Annotated in this window: 15 protein-coding genes and 1 pseudogene; 6 read left to right on the top strand and 10 right to left on the bottom strand. The window is 48.1% G+C overall.

The features are described from left to right. Positions 1-245, top strand: a pseudogene (locus AC5JR3_RS14230) (hypothetical protein); the annotation flags it as partial. Positions 246-254: 9 nt separating this feature from the next. Then, positions 255-1,637 carry an argininosuccinate lyase gene (gene argH, locus AC5JR3_RS14225; protein WP_495847068.1) on the top strand — a complete coding sequence of 461 codons (1,383 nt, stop codon included), beginning with the start codon at positions 255-257 and terminating at the stop codon, positions 1,635-1,637. 162 nt (positions 1,638-1,799) lie between these two features. Here argH and AC5JR3_RS14220 read toward each other — a convergent pair whose 3' ends face one another. The 9 genes from AC5JR3_RS14220 to ggt all read right to left on the bottom strand — a co-directional run bounded on the left by AC5JR3_RS14220 (position 1,800) and on the right by ggt (position 11,166). Further along, a complete protein-coding gene (locus AC5JR3_RS14220; protein ID WP_495847066.1) occupies positions 1,800-2,660 on the bottom strand; it encodes an MBL fold metallo-hydrolase in 861 nt (286 codons plus the stop codon). 397 nt (positions 2,661-3,057) lie between these two features. Continuing rightward, positions 3,058-3,570: an inorganic diphosphatase gene (locus AC5JR3_RS14215; protein ID WP_495847064.1), complete on the bottom strand. Its 513-nt coding sequence runs from the start codon at positions 3,568-3,570 to the stop codon at positions 3,058-3,060. 415 nt (positions 3,571-3,985) lie between these two features. Continuing rightward, positions 3,986-4,171, bottom strand: a complete 186-nt coding sequence (locus tag AC5JR3_RS14210) for a TLTLP motif-containing protein (protein WP_495847062.1) — start codon at positions 4,169-4,171, stop codon at positions 3,986-3,988. 580 nt (positions 4,172-4,751) lie between these two features. Next, entirely contained in the window at positions 4,752-5,735 is a 984-nt protein-coding gene (locus AC5JR3_RS14205; protein WP_495847060.1) for an Npun_F2552 family protein, read from the bottom strand. Further along, positions 5,732-5,911 (bottom strand): hypothetical protein, encoded by a 180-nt coding sequence (locus AC5JR3_RS14200; protein ID WP_495847058.1) that lies wholly within the window; start codon positions 5,909-5,911, stop codon positions 5,732-5,734. Before AC5JR3_RS14200 ends, AC5JR3_RS14205 begins: the two co-directional genes overlap by 4 nt. A 78-nt stretch (positions 5,912-5,989) precedes the next feature. Further along, a complete protein-coding gene (locus AC5JR3_RS14195) occupies positions 5,990-6,280 on the bottom strand; it encodes a hypothetical protein (RefSeq protein WP_495847056.1) in 291 nt (96 codons plus the stop codon). Between the two features lie 652 nt (positions 6,281-6,932). Further along, positions 6,933-8,351, bottom strand: coding sequence for an aspartate ammonia-lyase (locus AC5JR3_RS14190; protein ID WP_495847054.1), 1,419 nt, complete (start codon positions 8,349-8,351; stop codon positions 6,933-6,935). Between the two features lie 157 nt (positions 8,352-8,508). After that, positions 8,509-9,210, bottom strand: a complete 702-nt coding sequence (locus AC5JR3_RS14185) for a DUF4114 domain-containing protein (RefSeq protein WP_495847052.1) — start codon at positions 9,208-9,210, stop codon at positions 8,509-8,511. A 396-nt stretch (positions 9,211-9,606) separates the two neighbouring features. Further along, entirely contained in the window at positions 9,607-11,166 is a 1,560-nt protein-coding gene (gene ggt, locus AC5JR3_RS14180) for a gamma-glutamyltransferase (RefSeq protein ID WP_495847050.1), read from the bottom strand. 159 nt (positions 11,167-11,325) lie between these two features. Here ggt and AC5JR3_RS14175 point away from each other — a divergent pair, with 159 nt between their 5' ends. Further along, complete coding sequence (locus AC5JR3_RS14175; protein ID WP_495847048.1) at positions 11,326-12,150, top strand: TlyA family RNA methyltransferase; 825 nt, start codon at positions 11,326-11,328, stop codon at positions 12,148-12,150. Positions 12,151-12,221: 71 nt separating this feature from the next. Continuing rightward, complete coding sequence (locus tag AC5JR3_RS14170) at positions 12,222-12,440, top strand: hypothetical protein (RefSeq protein WP_495847046.1); 219 nt, start codon at positions 12,222-12,224, stop codon at positions 12,438-12,440. A gap of 86 nt (positions 12,441-12,526) precedes the next feature. Here AC5JR3_RS14170 and AC5JR3_RS14165 read toward each other — a convergent pair whose 3' ends face one another. Beyond that, on the bottom strand, positions 12,527-13,936 hold the full coding sequence (locus tag AC5JR3_RS14165) for a GTP-binding protein (RefSeq protein ID WP_495847044.1): 1,410 nt from the start codon (positions 13,934-13,936) through the stop codon (positions 12,527-12,529). 413 nt (positions 13,937-14,349) lie between these two features. On the opposite strand from AC5JR3_RS14165, the gene AC5JR3_RS14160 reads away from it, so the two are divergent. Together AC5JR3_RS14160 and AC5JR3_RS14155 are read left to right on the top strand one after the other, a co-directional pair. Then, positions 14,350-14,646 (top strand): hypothetical protein, encoded by a 297-nt coding sequence (locus AC5JR3_RS14160; RefSeq protein ID WP_495847042.1) that lies wholly within the window; start codon positions 14,350-14,352, stop codon positions 14,644-14,646. After that, complete coding sequence (locus AC5JR3_RS14155) at positions 14,643-16,997, top strand: transglycosylase SLT domain-containing protein (protein ID WP_495847040.1); 2,355 nt, start codon at positions 14,643-14,645, stop codon at positions 16,995-16,997. The genes AC5JR3_RS14160 and AC5JR3_RS14155 overlap by 4 nt, the downstream gene beginning before the upstream one ends. Positions 16,998-17,103 lie beyond the last annotated feature (106 nt).

The raw sequence follows: 17,103 nt of genomic DNA, 5'->3' as shown, positions 1-17,103 counted from the left end.
GGAGCAGGGGAGCAGGGGAGCAGGGGAGCAGGGGAGCAGGGGAGCAGGGGTGCGGGGGTGCGGGGGTGCGGGGGAGAACTGATAACCTCCTTCATACTTCACCCTTCATACTTCACCCTTCATACTTCATACTTCATACTTCATACTTCACCCTCGCCTCCGGCAACGGCTTCGCCGAACATACTTTCTTCCCTACTCATCAACTCACCGACTCACCGACTCTCTTCATCCTTCATCCTTTTTAGTTAACTCAAGTGACTGAACAAAAAACCTGGAGTCAGCGGTTTGAATCAACATTGCATCCCGCAATCGCGCGGTTTAATGCCAGCATCGGTTTTGATATTGAACTGATTGAATATGACCTGATGGGTTCCGTTGCCCATGCCAAGATGCTTGCCCATACGGGCATTATCTCCCCGGAAGAAGGCGAACAGATTGTTGCAGGCTTAGAACAAATCCGTCAGGAATACCGAGACGGACAGTTTAACCCCGGCATTGACGCTGAAGATATTCACTTTGCGGTGGAACGACGGCTAACGGAAATTGCGGGGGATGTGGGGAAAAAGCTACACACGGGGCGATCGCGTAATGACCAGGTAGGCACGGATACCCGGTTGTACCTGCGCGACAAAATTGAGCAGATTCGCAGCCGAGTGCGTGAGTTTCAGGCTGTTCTGCTGACCATTGCTGAGGCGAATGTGGAAACGCTGATCCCTGGTTACACTCACCTGCAAAGGGCACAGCCACTCAGTTTAGCCCATCATCTCCTGGCTTACTGGGAAATGCTTCAGCGAGATTGGGAACGCCTAGGGGAAATTTACCAGCGGGTGAATGTTTCCCCCTTGGGTTGCGGTGCGTTAGCGGGGACGACCTTTCCCATCGATCGGCACTACGCGGCGCAGGAACTAAAGTTTACTGGCGTGTATGCCAACAGTTTAGATGGTGTGAGCGATCGCGACTTTGCCATTGAGTTTTTGTGTGCTAGCAGCTTGATCATGGTTCACCTCAGCCGCTTATCGGAGGAAATCATCCTCTGGGCATCGCAAGAATTTAGCTTTGTCACCCTCAAAGATAGCTGCTCCACGGGTTCTAGTATCATGCCCCAAAAGAAAAATCCTGATATTCCCGAACTAGTAAGAGGAAAAACGGGGCGTGTCTTTGGTCATTTGCAGGCGATGCTGGTACTGATGAAGGGGCTACCCCTGGCGTATAACAAGGATTTGCAAGAGGACAAAGAAGCGTTATTTGACAGTGTCAACACTGTGCAAGCTTGCCTGGAAGCCATGACAATTTTGCTGCAGGAAGGGCTGGAATTTAAGCACGAACGTCTAGCCGAAGCGGTGGCGGAAGACTTTTCCAATGCAACTGATGTGGCAGACTACCTAGCCGCCAAAGGAGTACCGTTTAGAGATGCCTATAATCTTGTCGGGAAGGTGGTTAGAACCTCCCTTGCTAAAGGTAAATTGCTCAAAGATTTAAGTTTGGAGGAATGGCAAGCCCTCCACCCTGCGTTTGAAAAAGATATTTATCAAGCGATCGCCCCCGCCCAAGTTGTCTCTGCACGCAACAGCTACGGCGGTACAGGCTTTAACCAAGTTAGGCAAGCCCTTGAAGCTGCACGCGATCGCTCTTTGTAGGGAGTAATGCCAATTCTCTAAATGCTTGCTACAGATACTTTTCTTACTCCCCTTTTTTAAGAAGGGTTGGGGGAGCTATGGGTAGTCTCTTAAAAGGGAAAAGGTATAAAAGTTGTAGAGAGGGTGCCTGCAACGTCTCTACAGGACTGCTCTTTTCTTTTTCTACTTGGCGTAACCCACAGGTAAAACCATCCCCTCACGCGCTAGCACGCTGTTAGGAAAGACTGACTGCACTTGCTGCTCTACCTGGTCGAGAAAATCATCGTTGTAGTCGGGATCGTAACTAGAGAGAACAAACTGCTTGACATTCGCTGCGGCGGCTGATGCTACCCATTTTTCCCAAGGGGTATCCTGCCAACGCTGCAAACAAGACTCTTTCCCTTCGGTCATTGCCGCCGCGCTAGGGGCATTCAAAATCAGCAGGTCAGCTTGAGCGGCTAAGTCCCGTAAACTGCGATCAAGGGCATCACGGCAGCAGCAACTCGCTGTTGCATAAACCGCTGTGTGTCCTTGCCAGGTGACACGATAGCCAACTGAACGCTGAGAGTAGTTGAGAAGACTGGTTTCAATAATTACATCGTCTAGGACTAGCTTGCTGCCAGGATTTATGTGGTTAAACTCCAGCTTTGAAGCCATGATCTGGAGGGGAACGGGGAAATTTGGCCCCAGCATTTGCCGGGAAAGGCGCTGCTGCATCGACTCTCCATCAGATGCCTCTGCGCCGTAGATGTGGAAGCAGTTACCAGGAATGAACGCAGGAATAAAAAAAGGAAAGCCTTGAATGCGATCCCAGTGGCAATGGGTAAAAAACACATAAGCTTCGACTGGCATTTGGGAGAGTAACTGATTGCCTAGCACTCGCAAACCACTACCACCATCGAAGATTAGGCGCTTATTGCCGAGGCGCATTTCCACACAGGCAGTATTGCCACCGTAGCGGATTGTTTCTTTTCCGGGAACCGAAATCTGCCCTCGAACCCCCCAAAACTGGACGATAAAATCGGCAGCCGAACTATTTACCATACCGACTGTTCTATGAGACGTTTTTGGCTTTGGCGAGGCTGGATCGATATCTGGCATCTTTATAATCAAGTTAGACTGTAAAGCCCGCCACTCTTCACACCGTTGTAGTGTTCTTAAATGATACTCACACGAGATAAATGCGCTCTGAGTATGTAACGATCGAGCTTGGCAAACGAATTCGCACTTGCCCCTACTTTGAATTTACCAGCCGTCTTGTTCTGGTCGGGAAGATTTTGGTTTTTGTCCAGTCAGTACATTCTAGCGTTCTCAGAAATCTCACTACTTATTAAGTTCTGTCACAGTCAAATCAGGAAAGTGCGATCGCGTCGCTGAAAGCAACGTGTGTTCGCCTACCTGATTTGGTGTGAAGCTGTTGATACTGGGGTTTATCCCCTATCTACTTTTTACCGGCTTCGATGCACTTTTCCACGAGAGGTGTTACCTTGCTCATGTCTTGCCAACCGAGAATTTCCGTCACTTTATTTTCCAGGTTTTTGTAACTCCTGAAAAATTCTGCAATCTCATCTAAGCGATGTTGAGCGATGTCTTGAAGAGACTTGATGTTGGCATAGCGCGGATCTTTGTCAGGAACACAAAGGATTTTTTCATCGCGATCGCCACCGTCGATCATCTCTAACATGCCAATTGGTCGTGCCGTAATAACGCACCCTGGGAAGGTTGGCTGATCGATTAATACCATACCATCAAGCGGATCGCCATCATCGGCTAAGGTGTTGGGCACAAAGCCATAGTCGTAGGGGTACTGTACCGAAGAATACAGGACGCGATCTAGAGCAAAAGCTTCTAGATCTTTATCAAACTCGTACTTGTTTTTGCTTCCGGCAGGAATTTCGATTAAAACATTAAGTAAGCCGGGTTTGGGTTGAGCAGGAATGCGTGATAAATCCAAGAACCTAAAACTCCTAAGCAATTGATACAGCAAACGGGTGTGGTGAAAGTCAGACTTCCAGCCACAGGAACTACACCTCCGAAAAGGAGAAGTGATTCCCCCGTGTAGCATTCTACGGGAATAAGGATACACAGTCTTGAGTGCCAATGGTTCAGCATCTGTTAGCCAAACGCCGCCATTGGTACAGCTGTGCTCCTCCTAACCCCAAGATGCAATTAGCTTATACCGCCAAGGTAGACAATCAGACTTGTCCCCGCCTAAAAGTAGCGGGATACCACAAATTTTTTCACCTAAAAGCTAGCGCTGTTCTTGAGGACTGACAACGTGCAACAATACCCCAGAACTTTACAGCTTCAGGCTGACTTTCCAGGACTCAATCCATCATGTTTTGACTATATAACTATTTTTAAATCAATTATTCCGACCTGGGAAGCGAGTAAGTCGTTTGTTGCAAAATGTCAACGCGAGTGCTTGAAGAGTAAGAAGCGATGACAAACGGAGGCAACGTTAGGGTCAACAAAGCAATGACTGTGCCCATAATCTCTGCCCACCTATAGGGCGGGGGTTCAGAAGAGTTGCTAGACGGGCCACTAGATTCCATAAATTAGTTAAGAATTGAACTCGTGCAATCGGAAGTAATTAAGTACAAGGGGGCAATTTTAAACCCTCTTATACTTTATATTTTAGCGATATATTTCGGATTAATTGTCGTTTAGCAAACAATCTCAAGGAAACTAATCGAATGAAACAGTAGCCTCATAGTTACTCCTGATGGTAGAGGTGACTAGGGTTACAAGCGATGTAATAAACTGCAAGGGTAAATTATTAAGGATAAAAAGTTCCTAATTGGCGCTAATCAAATTCAGCGATCGCCCCGCGTCAAATTAAATTTTGGTCGCGATAGATACATATTTCCCACCCAAAGCCTGATATTAGCTTCGGTTGCAAAGGTAGCGTTGTGACTGATAGGGGAAAGATCAACAATTCTACTGGCATCGGAATGGCGATGAGAATGGCTGAATAATTTTCACAAAAAACCGCCTTGTGACTGAAGGCGGTTTGTTAGCAATCGGAGGGTAGCATTAGCTTACGCTGTCGGTTTTTTATGATGCCGTAGCAAAGCCTACATAATCAGGATTGAAGACAGTCCAGAGTTTGAAGGTAGCGACTTTTATCCTCAGCTAGCGGCTATTTATCTTTTGTCGATCAACTTTCAGTGGCTCTTTGATAAACCGGATATAGAGATGCTTGAAAGTGGACTTGATGACGCGAGGCATCCCAAAATCAATGGGCATTAAAGCCTCTGGAAGCTTCCAGTCAGTCACAACTAAGTCGGCTGGACGTTGGTGAGGAAAGTAGATATTTGCTAACTCAGAGATTAGCCCTAGCCGGGTTTGTGCTGCCACAGTGGGGACAAGAGCGGGATCAACATTGAGGATATCTACCAGGGCGCGGTCGAGGGCAAACACATCTGCTGAGGCTCCTAGGATGCCCAAAAAACGAGGTTCGCCGCCACTAGGACCATTACCTTCGTGACCAATGATGCCGTCGATAATAGTCAGGTTAGGAGCGATCGCCCGTGCGGTTTCGACTAGCATTTCCCCAAAGCGGTTAGCGTCCTTCCCGGCTTCCATGTGCCACCAGGCTTTCATTTTGCCAGGGACACAACCAAAAAGATTTTTGACGCCCAAGGTGAGAGTGAGCTGTACGTGGGACTTAACTTTCGGCAAATTAATCACAACATCCGCATCCATCGCTTCCTTGCAGAGACGCAGGTGATTGAAGTCGCTGTTGGTGGTTTCGTAACGCTGACCGCGAAATTCAACGATGGGTAAATTTAGTTCTTCTGTCAGCGGCAGATAGCCATTAGCTTTGGCAACACCGTAGCAGCTTCCAAAGGCAGGGCTGTCACCCAGAAAGGGATTCCCGCCTGCTTCTTGTACTAATTTAGCAACGCAGTAAACCAGTTCTGGACGAGTAATGCACTCTTTGCCAGGACGCCCACCTGTAAGGAGATTGGGTTTGAGCAAAACGCGATCGCCAACTTTAACAAACGCCTTCATTCCTCCCAACGGTTCCAGCAGCCTTTCCAAAGATTCCCGTAACTGCTGCCGCTCATAGGAGTCAGCCCGAATCAAACTAACGGAAGCTTGCTTAATAGTCATTTTTCGGAGTCCTGAGTCGGTGAGTCGGTGAGTTCTAAGTCGGTGAGTCCTGAGTAGGGAGGGAGTGGGGGATGAGGGGATGAGGGTTTTAATAAACCGCACCAGACACAGAGGACGCGGAGGTTAGAAAGAAGAGAGGGAGATGAGGAGAATCGATAACCTCTTTCATCCTTCATCTTTCATACTTCATCCTTCACACTTCATCTTTCATACTTCATCCTTCACACTTCATCCTTCATCCTTCATCCTTCATCTCACCTCCGAGTCAGAGCCGTTATACGTTCGGCATTGGAGAATACCCCTTCACCTTGCAGTTCAGGAATGGCGGGCTTGACCTCCACTTTGAGGACGTGGGCGGTGTTGATGTATACCGTTTCTTCCTGCAAGTGAAGAATCCACCAGTTTTTATCGAGAAAGTGTCGTACTTCTTGCCGCAGTTCTTGGGCAGTGTCGTGAATGTTTGGGGGATCGTAGATATAGAACGATTCAGACTGACCGTCAGTGTAGTGAAAGGTCATCTGGATAACGCTGTCTTGGCTTTGCATGGAAAGAATCTCCTCCAATCTACCGACGCGGACGGATAAGTTGTTTTTAGCTTACTGTATCTAAATGAGGGGGGTAGGGGGAGCGATAATACCCCCACCATAATCTCTGATTTCGCGCGTGGATACATGGACTGCCCCTTGTTAATTTTAGGGGACTCGATGTCCCCAAAGTTAACAAGTCGATACGTTCAATCAGTGGTAACGTTGACATACCGGATAACTAACGGTTGCCTTGACTCAAACGAACACGTCTTAGAAACGTGGTGAACAGCGCAAACGGCATAAACTAGTCTGAACCTTGAAAACTGAAGTTAGGGGGTTCCAACCCGAAAAGTTAAGCGCGATAGTCTTGACGCTGTGGTTGGGTAAAAACTTCACAGTATCTAGGTCTATTTCCTTTCGGCAAAAGTTTTGATTGGTAATCAGTACGCATGGGCTGTGCGGAACGGAAACTGCCTGGGCAATCGGTCTGTTGGGGAGTAAGCCATAAGGCGGCTCTAGGCAAGTGGTGAAATACCCTGAGCGTAGTCGAAGGGAAATAACCAGGAAATCTCCATCGTGAGGTGGGGAAGCCTACGCTGTAATCTTTGATTCAGCGTGGGAGGATGTCACAAAATGTCGAGCACCCTCATCCCCGTCAGGAAAACGTTCCTCAAGCTTCTGTTGTCGGCAGAGCGCTCATTTTTTCCAGGTCTAGCACTTGGGCAAGGGCGGCTTCGTCCATTAGTCCTCGTTCCAACACGATTTGCCGGAGAGATTTACCCGTTTCTAGGGATTCCTTGGCAACGGCGGCGGCGTTGAGGTAGCCGATGTGAGGGTTTAGGGCGGTGACGAGGGCGAGGCTGCCTTCGGCGTAGTTATAGCAGCGATCGCGATTGGCAGCGATCCCCTCAATACAACGATTGGTTAGCGCGGCAATGGTATTACCCAAAATTTCGATGCTGTGAATCAGATTGTAGGCAATTAGCGGCATCATCACATTCAGTTCTAGTTGTCCGGCTTGGGCAGCTAAGGCGATCGCATTATCGTAACCCATCACCTGAAAGCAAACCATTGAGGTCATCTCTGCCATCACGGGATTGTACTTCCCCGGCATGATCGAAGAACCCGGTTGCACAGGCGGGAGTTGAATTTCCTTTAATCCAGTTTTTGGCCCCGAATCCATCAGCCGCAAATCATGGGAAATTTTGACGCAATCTTGAGCGAGGTTCCGTACCGCCCCAGAAACACTGACAAAGGGAGCCATACTCTGCATTGCTGCCATTAGGTGGGGTGCCACTTGCAACGGTTGCTCAATTAACCCAGAGAGAATTTGCGCCACCCGTTCCCGGTATTGGGGATGGGTGTTTAACCCCGTACCCGCCGCACTACCACCCAAACCCAACTGCCACAAGTCCTCAGCCGCGCGTTCCAGCCGCTGCATATGGTCGCAGAGAATTTGCGCCCACGCCCGAAAAACCTCACCCAAGCGCACGGGGACAGCGTCTTGCAGGTGCGTTCTCCCAGATTTAACGACATCCTGAAATTCGTCGGCTTTATTGTCCAAAGCAGCGATCGCATCCGATAATGCCGGATAAAGCGTATGTTCTAACGCCAGTAGCGCCCCGATCCTAATCGCCGTAGGAATCACATCATTTGTGGATTGACCGTAGTTAACGTGGTCGTTGGGGCTAACCCGCTCATAGTTACCTTTTTCCTCCCCCAAAATTTCCAGCGCTCGATTTGCCAGCACTTCATTGACATTCATGTGGTGGGAAGTCCCCGCCCCAGCTTGGTAGACATCCACCACAAATTGGTCACGAAATTTCCCTTTCAGGATTTCATCAGCAGCAGCAACAATGGCATTACTGATGTCTTGAGGAATACAGCCAAGTTCGCCATTAGCGATCGCTGTAGCTTTTTTGATCAGTACGCAAGCGTCTACGTAAGTCGGTAAAGGCTTGATGCCACTAATCGGAAAGTTTTCTACCGCCCTTAATGTTTGAATCCCATAGTAGACGTGGTTGGGAAGCTTCATTTCTCCCATGGAATCCCGCTCTAAGCGGTAGTCGGAGCCAATTTGTTCGCTCATATTGCCGTCGAATCTCACCAGATGCCATCATCCTACGTTACCCTGCATCCGCGTCAGAAAAATTGAGAACTTAGGACTAAAAAAAAGGAGTTAAAAGCCTCTAGACTCTTAACCCCTAACTTTTACTCACTCCCTCTCAAACCTAACTAGGTAACAATTAGCCCTCGCTGGCTTTGCGGCGGCGGGACGCGAAGAAAGACCCAGCAACTAATCCCAAACCTAGTATTGTGGTGGGTTCGGGAACTGACTCAGGGGGAGTTTGCGCTACCCGGATACCGGAAACCTTCACGACCATATCCTGGTAGTCGTTGTCAGTTGTACCCTTAGCCAAACCACCCGCCCAGAGGTCTTCAAAGGCGAAGGTAAATTCATCTTTACCCGTGTTGTAGACGGCTACTTGGTCAGTCCCACCTGGGTTGAGGACGTTTTGCGTGTAGTAATAAGCTTCCGAATTATTTTTATCGCCTGCTGACCAGAGATAGAAGCCGAAGGCACCCTTAAAGGAGGCGTTTACTGCATCAGACCAGTGTCCAGCTTCTCCATCAAAGAGCTGAATTTTGTTATCTTTGTTAGCGATTTCGTAAATTCCAAACTTGTTTTTGTTCCAGTTCCCCGCCATTTCCCAGAGGATTTTGGCACTGAAGGTTGAGCCAATACTTTCAAAGGCAGTGGCACTAGTCTGATCCTTTACGGCATCGATTTTCATGCCAGCGCCGTCAAACATATGTTGCAGGGTCTTGTCCTTTCCATCCCAACTTCCTTCTGCAAAGGTAGCAGCGGTAGCAGACTGACCGTAAGCAAGGGTTGCTCCTGCGGTGATTAAGGCTACACTGGCGAGCGAAAATAGCTTAGTTCTCATGTTCTATAACTCTTAAGAAGACCTTTAACTGTTTCGTTGCCTAGGAAGCAACCGTAACTTCAGACCAAGTCTTAGACTGAGAATTAGTAGGACTTGCTGTCGTATGTTTCACTTATAAACAAATTGTTACAGCTTGTCTAGTATTAGTTTTTTTCTTGATTGACTCTTTAATTTCAGATAACTTCTGCGTATTTTTAAGTATCTCTAAAGGAAGACGACTAAACTACAAACAATAAAATGAAAATTTTTCTTATTGGTAAATACTGATAACTCTTGGCAAACCAAGGGTTATTACTAGCTTCCTCCGTAATTTTGCTGGAAACTTAAGGGAGTTTATGGCATTGCCGTTATAGAATATCTACGATGTAGTGCCAGTAAAGAAGAATACACCTGATTCTAGCCGATTGCAACGCCACCATCACGACGGCGATCGCCAGCCCCTTCTAGTAACTCATCAGACAATTTTGATACGGTGTGAACGCCACCAAAGAACATATTCTTTTCTTGCCACTGCACTACTTGCTGAGTATTAGGTAGCCTTAACGTTTCCATAACCTCCTGACTCCATCCAGGTTCAAGGTGAAAAACATGGTTTTCCCAATGGGTTCTTGGACTATCTACCGCTTCAGTTGCTGACATTTTAAAATCAACAATATTAGAAATCACCTGCAAAATAGCGGTTCTAATGCGATTGGAACCCCCAGAACCCAGAACAATCTCCGGCTGACTGTCTTTTAAAACAATAGTGGGTGCCATCATTGACGAAATTCGCGTATTTTCACGCCATTGATGGAAGCCTTGGGGGTTCAAATCTTCCTCCCCTAGCATGTTGTTCATCATAATCCCTGTCCCAGGAATCACATATCCCGAACCTTCGCCGTTAGACGTAGTAACGCTGGCAGCATTCCCTTCCGTATCTATAACGCTAATATGAGTAGTGCTTCCCCATTTATTAATAATATTTTCAAATTGATTAGCATACTTTGATAGAAGTTCTGAATTAAGGAAACTATCAACTACATCTTGATTATAAATACTGCAATTGTAACTTTCTTTTCTGGCTTCATTAGTCAGTTGCATCGCTTGAGCCAGGGCTTCTAAATGACGACTGGTTCCAAAGCCAAGTTCAGCCAAATTAGAGCGGGATAAAAGTTTGAGGGCGAAGGCAGTTAATATGCCGCCGGAACTAGGGGGAGGATTAGTCAAGAAAGTAGTGTCGCGGTAACTGATGGTCAGGGGTTTTCTTTCAATAACTTGATAATTCTTTAAGTCATCTAGGGTCAAATACCCTCCAGACTTCTGGCAATCTTTCACTAATGTTTTGGCAATTTCGCCTTCGTAAAATTCTCTTTCTCCTTGTTCACTTAAATAGCTTAAGGTATCCGCAAAGTCCTTCATCAATAAGGATTTGCCTAAGGCGATCGCTTCCCCCGTAGGCAGATAAACGGGACACCCATCCTGTTCTTGAATGAGAATGGGTCTAAGGATTTGAGTAATACAGTAATGCTGATATGGGGTAAGTTGAATTCCGTTTCTGGCATACTCTATCGCCGGTTCAGCAACGACTTTGAAGGGCAACCGTCCCAGGCGTTTATGAACATGAAATACTCCGGCGATATTTCCAGGGACGGCAACAGAGCCTAATCCGATGTGAAACTCTTGTACCGTCACCCCAAAATCGACTTCCACTGGATAAAAGTTGACTTCATTCAGGTTTCTTTTTTGGCTAGGGGTTTGAGTAAAAAAGTCAAATAAAATATCCTGATTGTCGCAAGTATGGGCTAGAAGAAAGCCACCACCCGCCGCCGAGGTGAGTCCCGGTTCAGTTACAAAAGAAGCGAGAATTGCTGCAACAGAGGCGTCAAAGGCGTTTCCCCCTAAGTGCAGCATTTGGGCACCTGCTTCGGCAGTTTTCTGATGTCCCGCCGCAACAACACCACGAATTTTTTGACCCATTGGATGAATGATTTGACTCTTTTTTACGTACCTAATCAGCTTAGTCTAGAGGCGATCGCGTTCTTTGTGGTTTGGCGATCGCCTCTTCCCTCAAAATAGAAGTAGTCCCCAGCGATCAACCAATCATTCGCTTTAATTTCTTCAGCAGACTACATTACCTTGGCTAAACAACGACTCGATACCTTACTGGTAGAACTCGACTTATGCGCCTCCCGCCAACTCGCGCAACGGCTGATCCGTGCCGGGGAGGTGACTGTTAATCATCAAATTATCGACAAACCCGGAACAGAGGTACCAACCTCAGCCGATATTCAGGTTAAAGCGCGATCGCCCTATGTCTCCAGAGGCGGCGAGAAGTTAGCCAAAGCCCTGAAAGAGTTCGATCTTCCCATCGCCGGACGCATTTGCTTAGACGGAGGAATCTCTACGGGGGGATTTACAGACTGCTTACTGCAAGCGGGTGCCAAACGAGTATATGGTGTCGATGTGGGCTACGGACAAGTAGACTGGGGTCTGCGTAACGATGAGCGGGTGACGTTGAAAGAACGTACCAATCTCCGCTACCTGCAACCTGCTGAGTTGTACGGCGATCGCCCACTGGCAGATTTGGCCGTAGTAGATGTGTCCTTTATTTCGCTGACCAAAGTTTTAGAACCCCTGTGGAATCTTTTGCAAGCACCGAGAGAACTGGTGTTGCTAGTAAAGCCACAGTTTGAAGTCGGGCGATCGCGTGTGGGAAAAAAAGGCGTTGTCCGCAATCCGGCTGACCATGCGGATGCTATTTTTCAGGTTCTACAGGCGGCCCAATCCCTAAGCTGGGCATACAAAGGCTTAACCTGGTCGCCCCTAACAGGACCGGCGGGTAATGTAGAGTATCTCCTCTGGTTAGGTATGGATAGCCCAACTTCAACTCCTGATTTAGCAGAAATCAAACAGATAACTCAATCGGCAGTTTCTTCCTTTGGGACTACCTCAAGCCAGTGAAATTTTTTGTTACCTTTGCTACCGTTAAGCTATAAACCTTTGAAAATAACAAACATTAATAGGAAAAGCAGATGAATACAGAAGCACAAGAACGCGATTTAATGACAGAACAGCGTCGTCATCAAGAACATATCAATGAGTCAATGCTCAATCGTTCTGAAGATGAAGTGGCTCATCCCACACCAGAAAATGACCAGGAACATGAACAAGCGCGAGGGTTGACAACAGAAGGTCGTCACCAAGTTGAACATATAAAAGAAGCGATGTTGAATCGTGCCGAAAACCAGTAAAGCGCCTCTTCAAAGTCAGGTAAAACAATATTTGTAGAGCAGGCATCTTGCCTGCTTTTTTTCTATAACCCCATAAAGGTCAGCCCTCAGCCTTTTTCTGGCTTTTGCTCCAATTCTTGCCGCAGGCGATAAAGAATCGTATCGGAATCAACTTCCGAGAGAATATCTTGAATCACCGTACTCGGCCCAAGAGGCCCCCAAGTGCAGCCTTGTTCTAGATATACCTGCGCTACCTGTCCCACCGCATAAGCTCCGTAACCAGCAATTCCGGCTTGGGTGATGGCACTTCCGGCGTAGGCGGTGAGAATCGTGGGACTTTCAAACGCACTTGCAGCTGCCGCCGCACTTTTCCCCAGCCCTAAGATGGCACTGCTACCGAGTTGGGCCAGCAACACCCCTCCCGCACTGGTCAAAATCTTTTTCCACAGCTTGCCTGCGTCATACCCAGTCATCGGCAAACCATACAGCCGCGACAAAGCACGAATTAGCGCTAAATCGGCAACCGTCCCACCTAAGACATCCAGTACCGCGATGGGATTAAGAGCCACGCCCAAAGCTTTGTATTTGGTATAGCGCCAGATGATCTCCTCCGCTTCCGTTTGACGCAACTGGATATTTTTCCGGGCAATACTTGCCTCCGCTTCCCTAGCTTGAACAAGAGCATTGAGAGCCAGTAGCGATCGCCCTTCTCGATTCAAAATACTCAAAATTTTCTGCTTCAACTGCTCCACATCAGGGGGTGGGGTTTCCCATTCGTAAGTCACACGTTCATCAGGCCATTCCACCCGCACTTCTACCGGGGCAGGTTCCGCCGCTACCATGACAATCTCCTCTGCCGATAGTAGCTGCTCTAAACGCTTCCCCTTAGTGCTTCCTGCCCCCAGTTGTTGTAGCTGACGGTAAATTTTCTGGCGGTCTTGTTCGGGATAAAGGTCAATCTTGTTAAATACCAAAATTAACGGCTTCTGAGACTGCCGCAACTCGCACAGCGCTTGATACTCCGTGCGAGTAATATCCCCGGCGACAACAAACAAAATCAAGTCAGATTGCCTTGCCACTGTTCGCGCCATTTCTGCCCGCGCTTCCCCGGCAATTTCATCTAATCCCGGTGTATCGATTAACTCCACCTGTGTCTTACCCGTTGTAGGAGTCCAGCGAACTGACCGAGGCCACTGCGTCACGCCATTGAGAGGCCCCGTTGGCAAAATCTTTTGTCCCACCAGTGCATTTAATACGGCTGATTTTCCCCGACTCACCAGCCCAAACACAGCCATCCGAATCACCCCTTGGTCTAACTTATCAAGGGTGGACTTCAAAACAGCTAATTCCTTTTGCAGGGCAGCCGTTTCGGTCTGACGCTGACGCTGGCTGGCTCGCACTCTGGGGGAATACCAGGACAAGGCTTGCCGCAGGCTGGCACGAGCGCGATTGAAGTGGGCTTCTTGCGGCTGCGAACCATTGATAGATTTAGATGATAACGATTGACGATGACTCAAGGTTAGGTACAAACAGGCTACAAATCTATTTTCCTTTATACAGAGTTGTTCGCTCTGGGTTTTGGCGGTAAATTTTAGGTGAGAGAATAAAAAAGGAGTACAGGTTTCTCCCCTGCACCAAGATTGATCTTATCGTTAAGCTAGTAAAGATGAGATTACCGACTTGCTCTCTAGCGAAAAACTCAAAACTCTCAACTCAAAAGTATCTTCCAAATTCCTATTCCCCGATCCCCATTTTAAACTAATCGAAATCCAGCAATCGCTTATGCAGTGGTCGTTTCACTGCCCTAAGAATCTCTTGAGAATTGACTTAAGAATTGTAAATCAGATAAAACATTTATTAAATGAAAAAAGATAAGCGCTAAACTTCATGTCTGAACCTTGGCGTTGATAAATATAGCTGCACAGCCAACATGAGGCAGAAATTGCAATTTAATACCCAACAGAATTGGTCTTCGGTTTCTCAACGGATTTGGAAATACCAAGAGAGTATCACTCGCTCTTCCTGTCCAGACCAATTTGTTCAAACAGAGGGATTTACGACTGTGATTAGAAAGCGGCTTAATGGTCATAAGAACGGTGGCGACCATCTGAGTAGGTTTAACGACTTTCAGTTGGCTCTAGCCTACTGCTCAAGTCAGTTACAGTTTGGCGATGCCACCCGCACCAAATTTTGTATGGATGTGCATCATCAGCAGGAGGTTCTATGAGAAGGTCACGCCTGGTTTTCTCTCGCTATAATCCAACGAAACGTCAGCAACAGAGAAAACAAATAGCTCTGGCTATTGGTGCTGGGGTGAGCCTACTACTGATTGGGGGAGCAGTGGTGGCAACAAGGAACGGCAGTGGTTTCGGGCAATTCACCGCCCGGCTGCCTTTCGGGGCACAGAATGCTCTGATGTCAGGGCAGAAGGTAGATACACCCACTCTCACCCTTGTCTCCCTACCAGCGAGCAAACGAGCCGTCCAACTCACAGAGATCGCCCAAGGGGAAAGCTCTCTAGACCGCTCTCGTGCTCGTTATCTTCTAGCAGTAGAGGCAATTGAACTCGGTCAGGGCGAAACAGCCCTCCGTTGGCTGGAAGAACTCGAGTCAGAGTACCCGGTTTTAGCGGCGTATGTGCTGCTCAAACGAGCGCAAGCCTACGAAATCATGGGTAATGAGGAAGAAGCCTCCGAAGCCTGGCAGACGCTGCTTAAGCGCTATCCTGACCATCCTGTAGCCGCCCATGCTCTATATGCGTTGGCTGACGATAATCCTCAATACTGGGAAAAAGCGAAAGACGCTTCCTATCGTCCCCGTTTCTGGGAAATTGCCCGCCACTTATATGCCTTTTCCCCAGATGACCCGCAATATTGGGAACAAGCGATCGCCAAGTACCCCTCTCATCCCCTCATTCTCAAACTCGCCGAGCAACGAATTAAGCAAGATCCAGACCAACCAAAACTGATGTTGTTGCTGGCAAAATATGCCTTTGACAAACCGGAAACAACACTAGTACTAGACAAGCTAGTCGGCAACTACACCAACGCCGTTGGGTCGGATTATGAAAAGATTATTCAGCCTGAAGATTGGGAAGCGATCGCCCTCAGCTATTGGAGAGCCAAAAAGTACGGTCAAGCAAGTTCTGCCTACGCTAAAGCTCCACCTAGCCCCCGCCATGCCTATCTAACCGCCCTGGGACTTCAGTATGCCGAAAAGCCTAATGAAGCCAAACGTGCCTACAAAGAGCTGCTCAGCAACTTCCCCAATACGGAAGAAGCAGCCAATGCCTACTTGAGAATGGCAGAAATTGAAACTCCTAGAGAAGCCCTATCCTCTCTCAGTGAGATTGATGGTCAATTTCCCGAACAAGCTGGGCAGGCACTATTAGTCAAAGCCAGAATTTTAGATCGTCTCAGAGTTTCCGAAGCCGCCACCAATACCCGTGAAATACTGCTCACCGACTATGGCAAATCGGAAGCAGCGGCAGAATATCGCTGGCAGGTTGCCCAAGAAAAAGCCAGCAGTGGAGATTTGAATGCAGCACGGAAATGGGCGCAGCAGATTACCACCGAAAATGCTAAGAGTCATGTAGCACGAGAAGCAGGGTTTTGGTTCGGTAAATGGTCTCGGACTCTGGGATATCAGCAGGAAGCCAAAGCCGCTTTTGAGCAGGTTGTTGCCCAGCATCCCCAGTCTTACTATGCCTGGCGCTCTGCCGTTATGTTGGGCTGGAATGTCGGTGACTTCACCACTGTGCGTCAACAGACGCCAAAAGTTTTATCACCTGTTGAACGACCCCTATTACCCGTCGGTTCTGCTGCCTTGCAAGAACTCTACCAACTCGGTCAAAGCAAGGACGCCTGGACACTTTGGCAAGCAGAATTTCAAAACCGACTTGAGCCAACGGTTGCTGAACAATTTACCGATGGTCTGATGCATCTAGAAATCGGCGAGCATCTAGAGGGGATCGCCCTCATTGCTACTCTCGAAGACCGGGAAGATCCAGAAGAACAAGCTGAGTATCAAAGCATTCGCCAAGACCTTACCTACTGGCAAGGGCTATATCCCCTCCCCTTCGAAGAGATGATCAACACCTACTCCAAAGAGCGTCAGCTCAACCCCTTACTCGTCACAGCGCTGATCCGCCAAGAATCGCGCTTTGAACCTGATATTAAATCGACAGCGGGGGCGGTGGGATTGATGCAAATGCTACCCACTACCGGGAACTGGGCAGCAGAGGAGCTAAATGTGGAGGACTATGCTTTAGAGAATCCTGAGGATAACGTGAAGCTAGGCACCTGGTTCCTCGCTCAGACGCATCAGGCGTACAACAACAACTCCTTACTCGCCGTTGCCAGCTACAACGCTGGTCAAGGCAATCTGGGGAAATGGTTAAAAGGGGGAAAACCCACCGATCCAGATGAATTTGTTGAAAGCATCCCCTTTGATGAAACGAAGGACTACGTCAAGCAGGTATTTGGCAACTACTGGAATTATCTGCGGCTGTACGAACCGGAGGTCGCCGAGAAGTTGGCAAAGTACAATGTAGCTCCGTCAACAGCAATGCGTCCTTGACGTCCTTTTACCGCTGATTCTGACACCGGATATAGGGGGGATTCCAACTAAAAGTCGGTAGGGGTCACCCGGTATACCTGTAGGGATAACGGGCGGGGAATGCCCA

It is taken from the genome of Kastovskya adunca, assembly GCF_059505785.1.
Note: the sequence above shows the minus strand (reverse complement) of the source record. Positions and strands in the feature narration are given on the sequence as shown.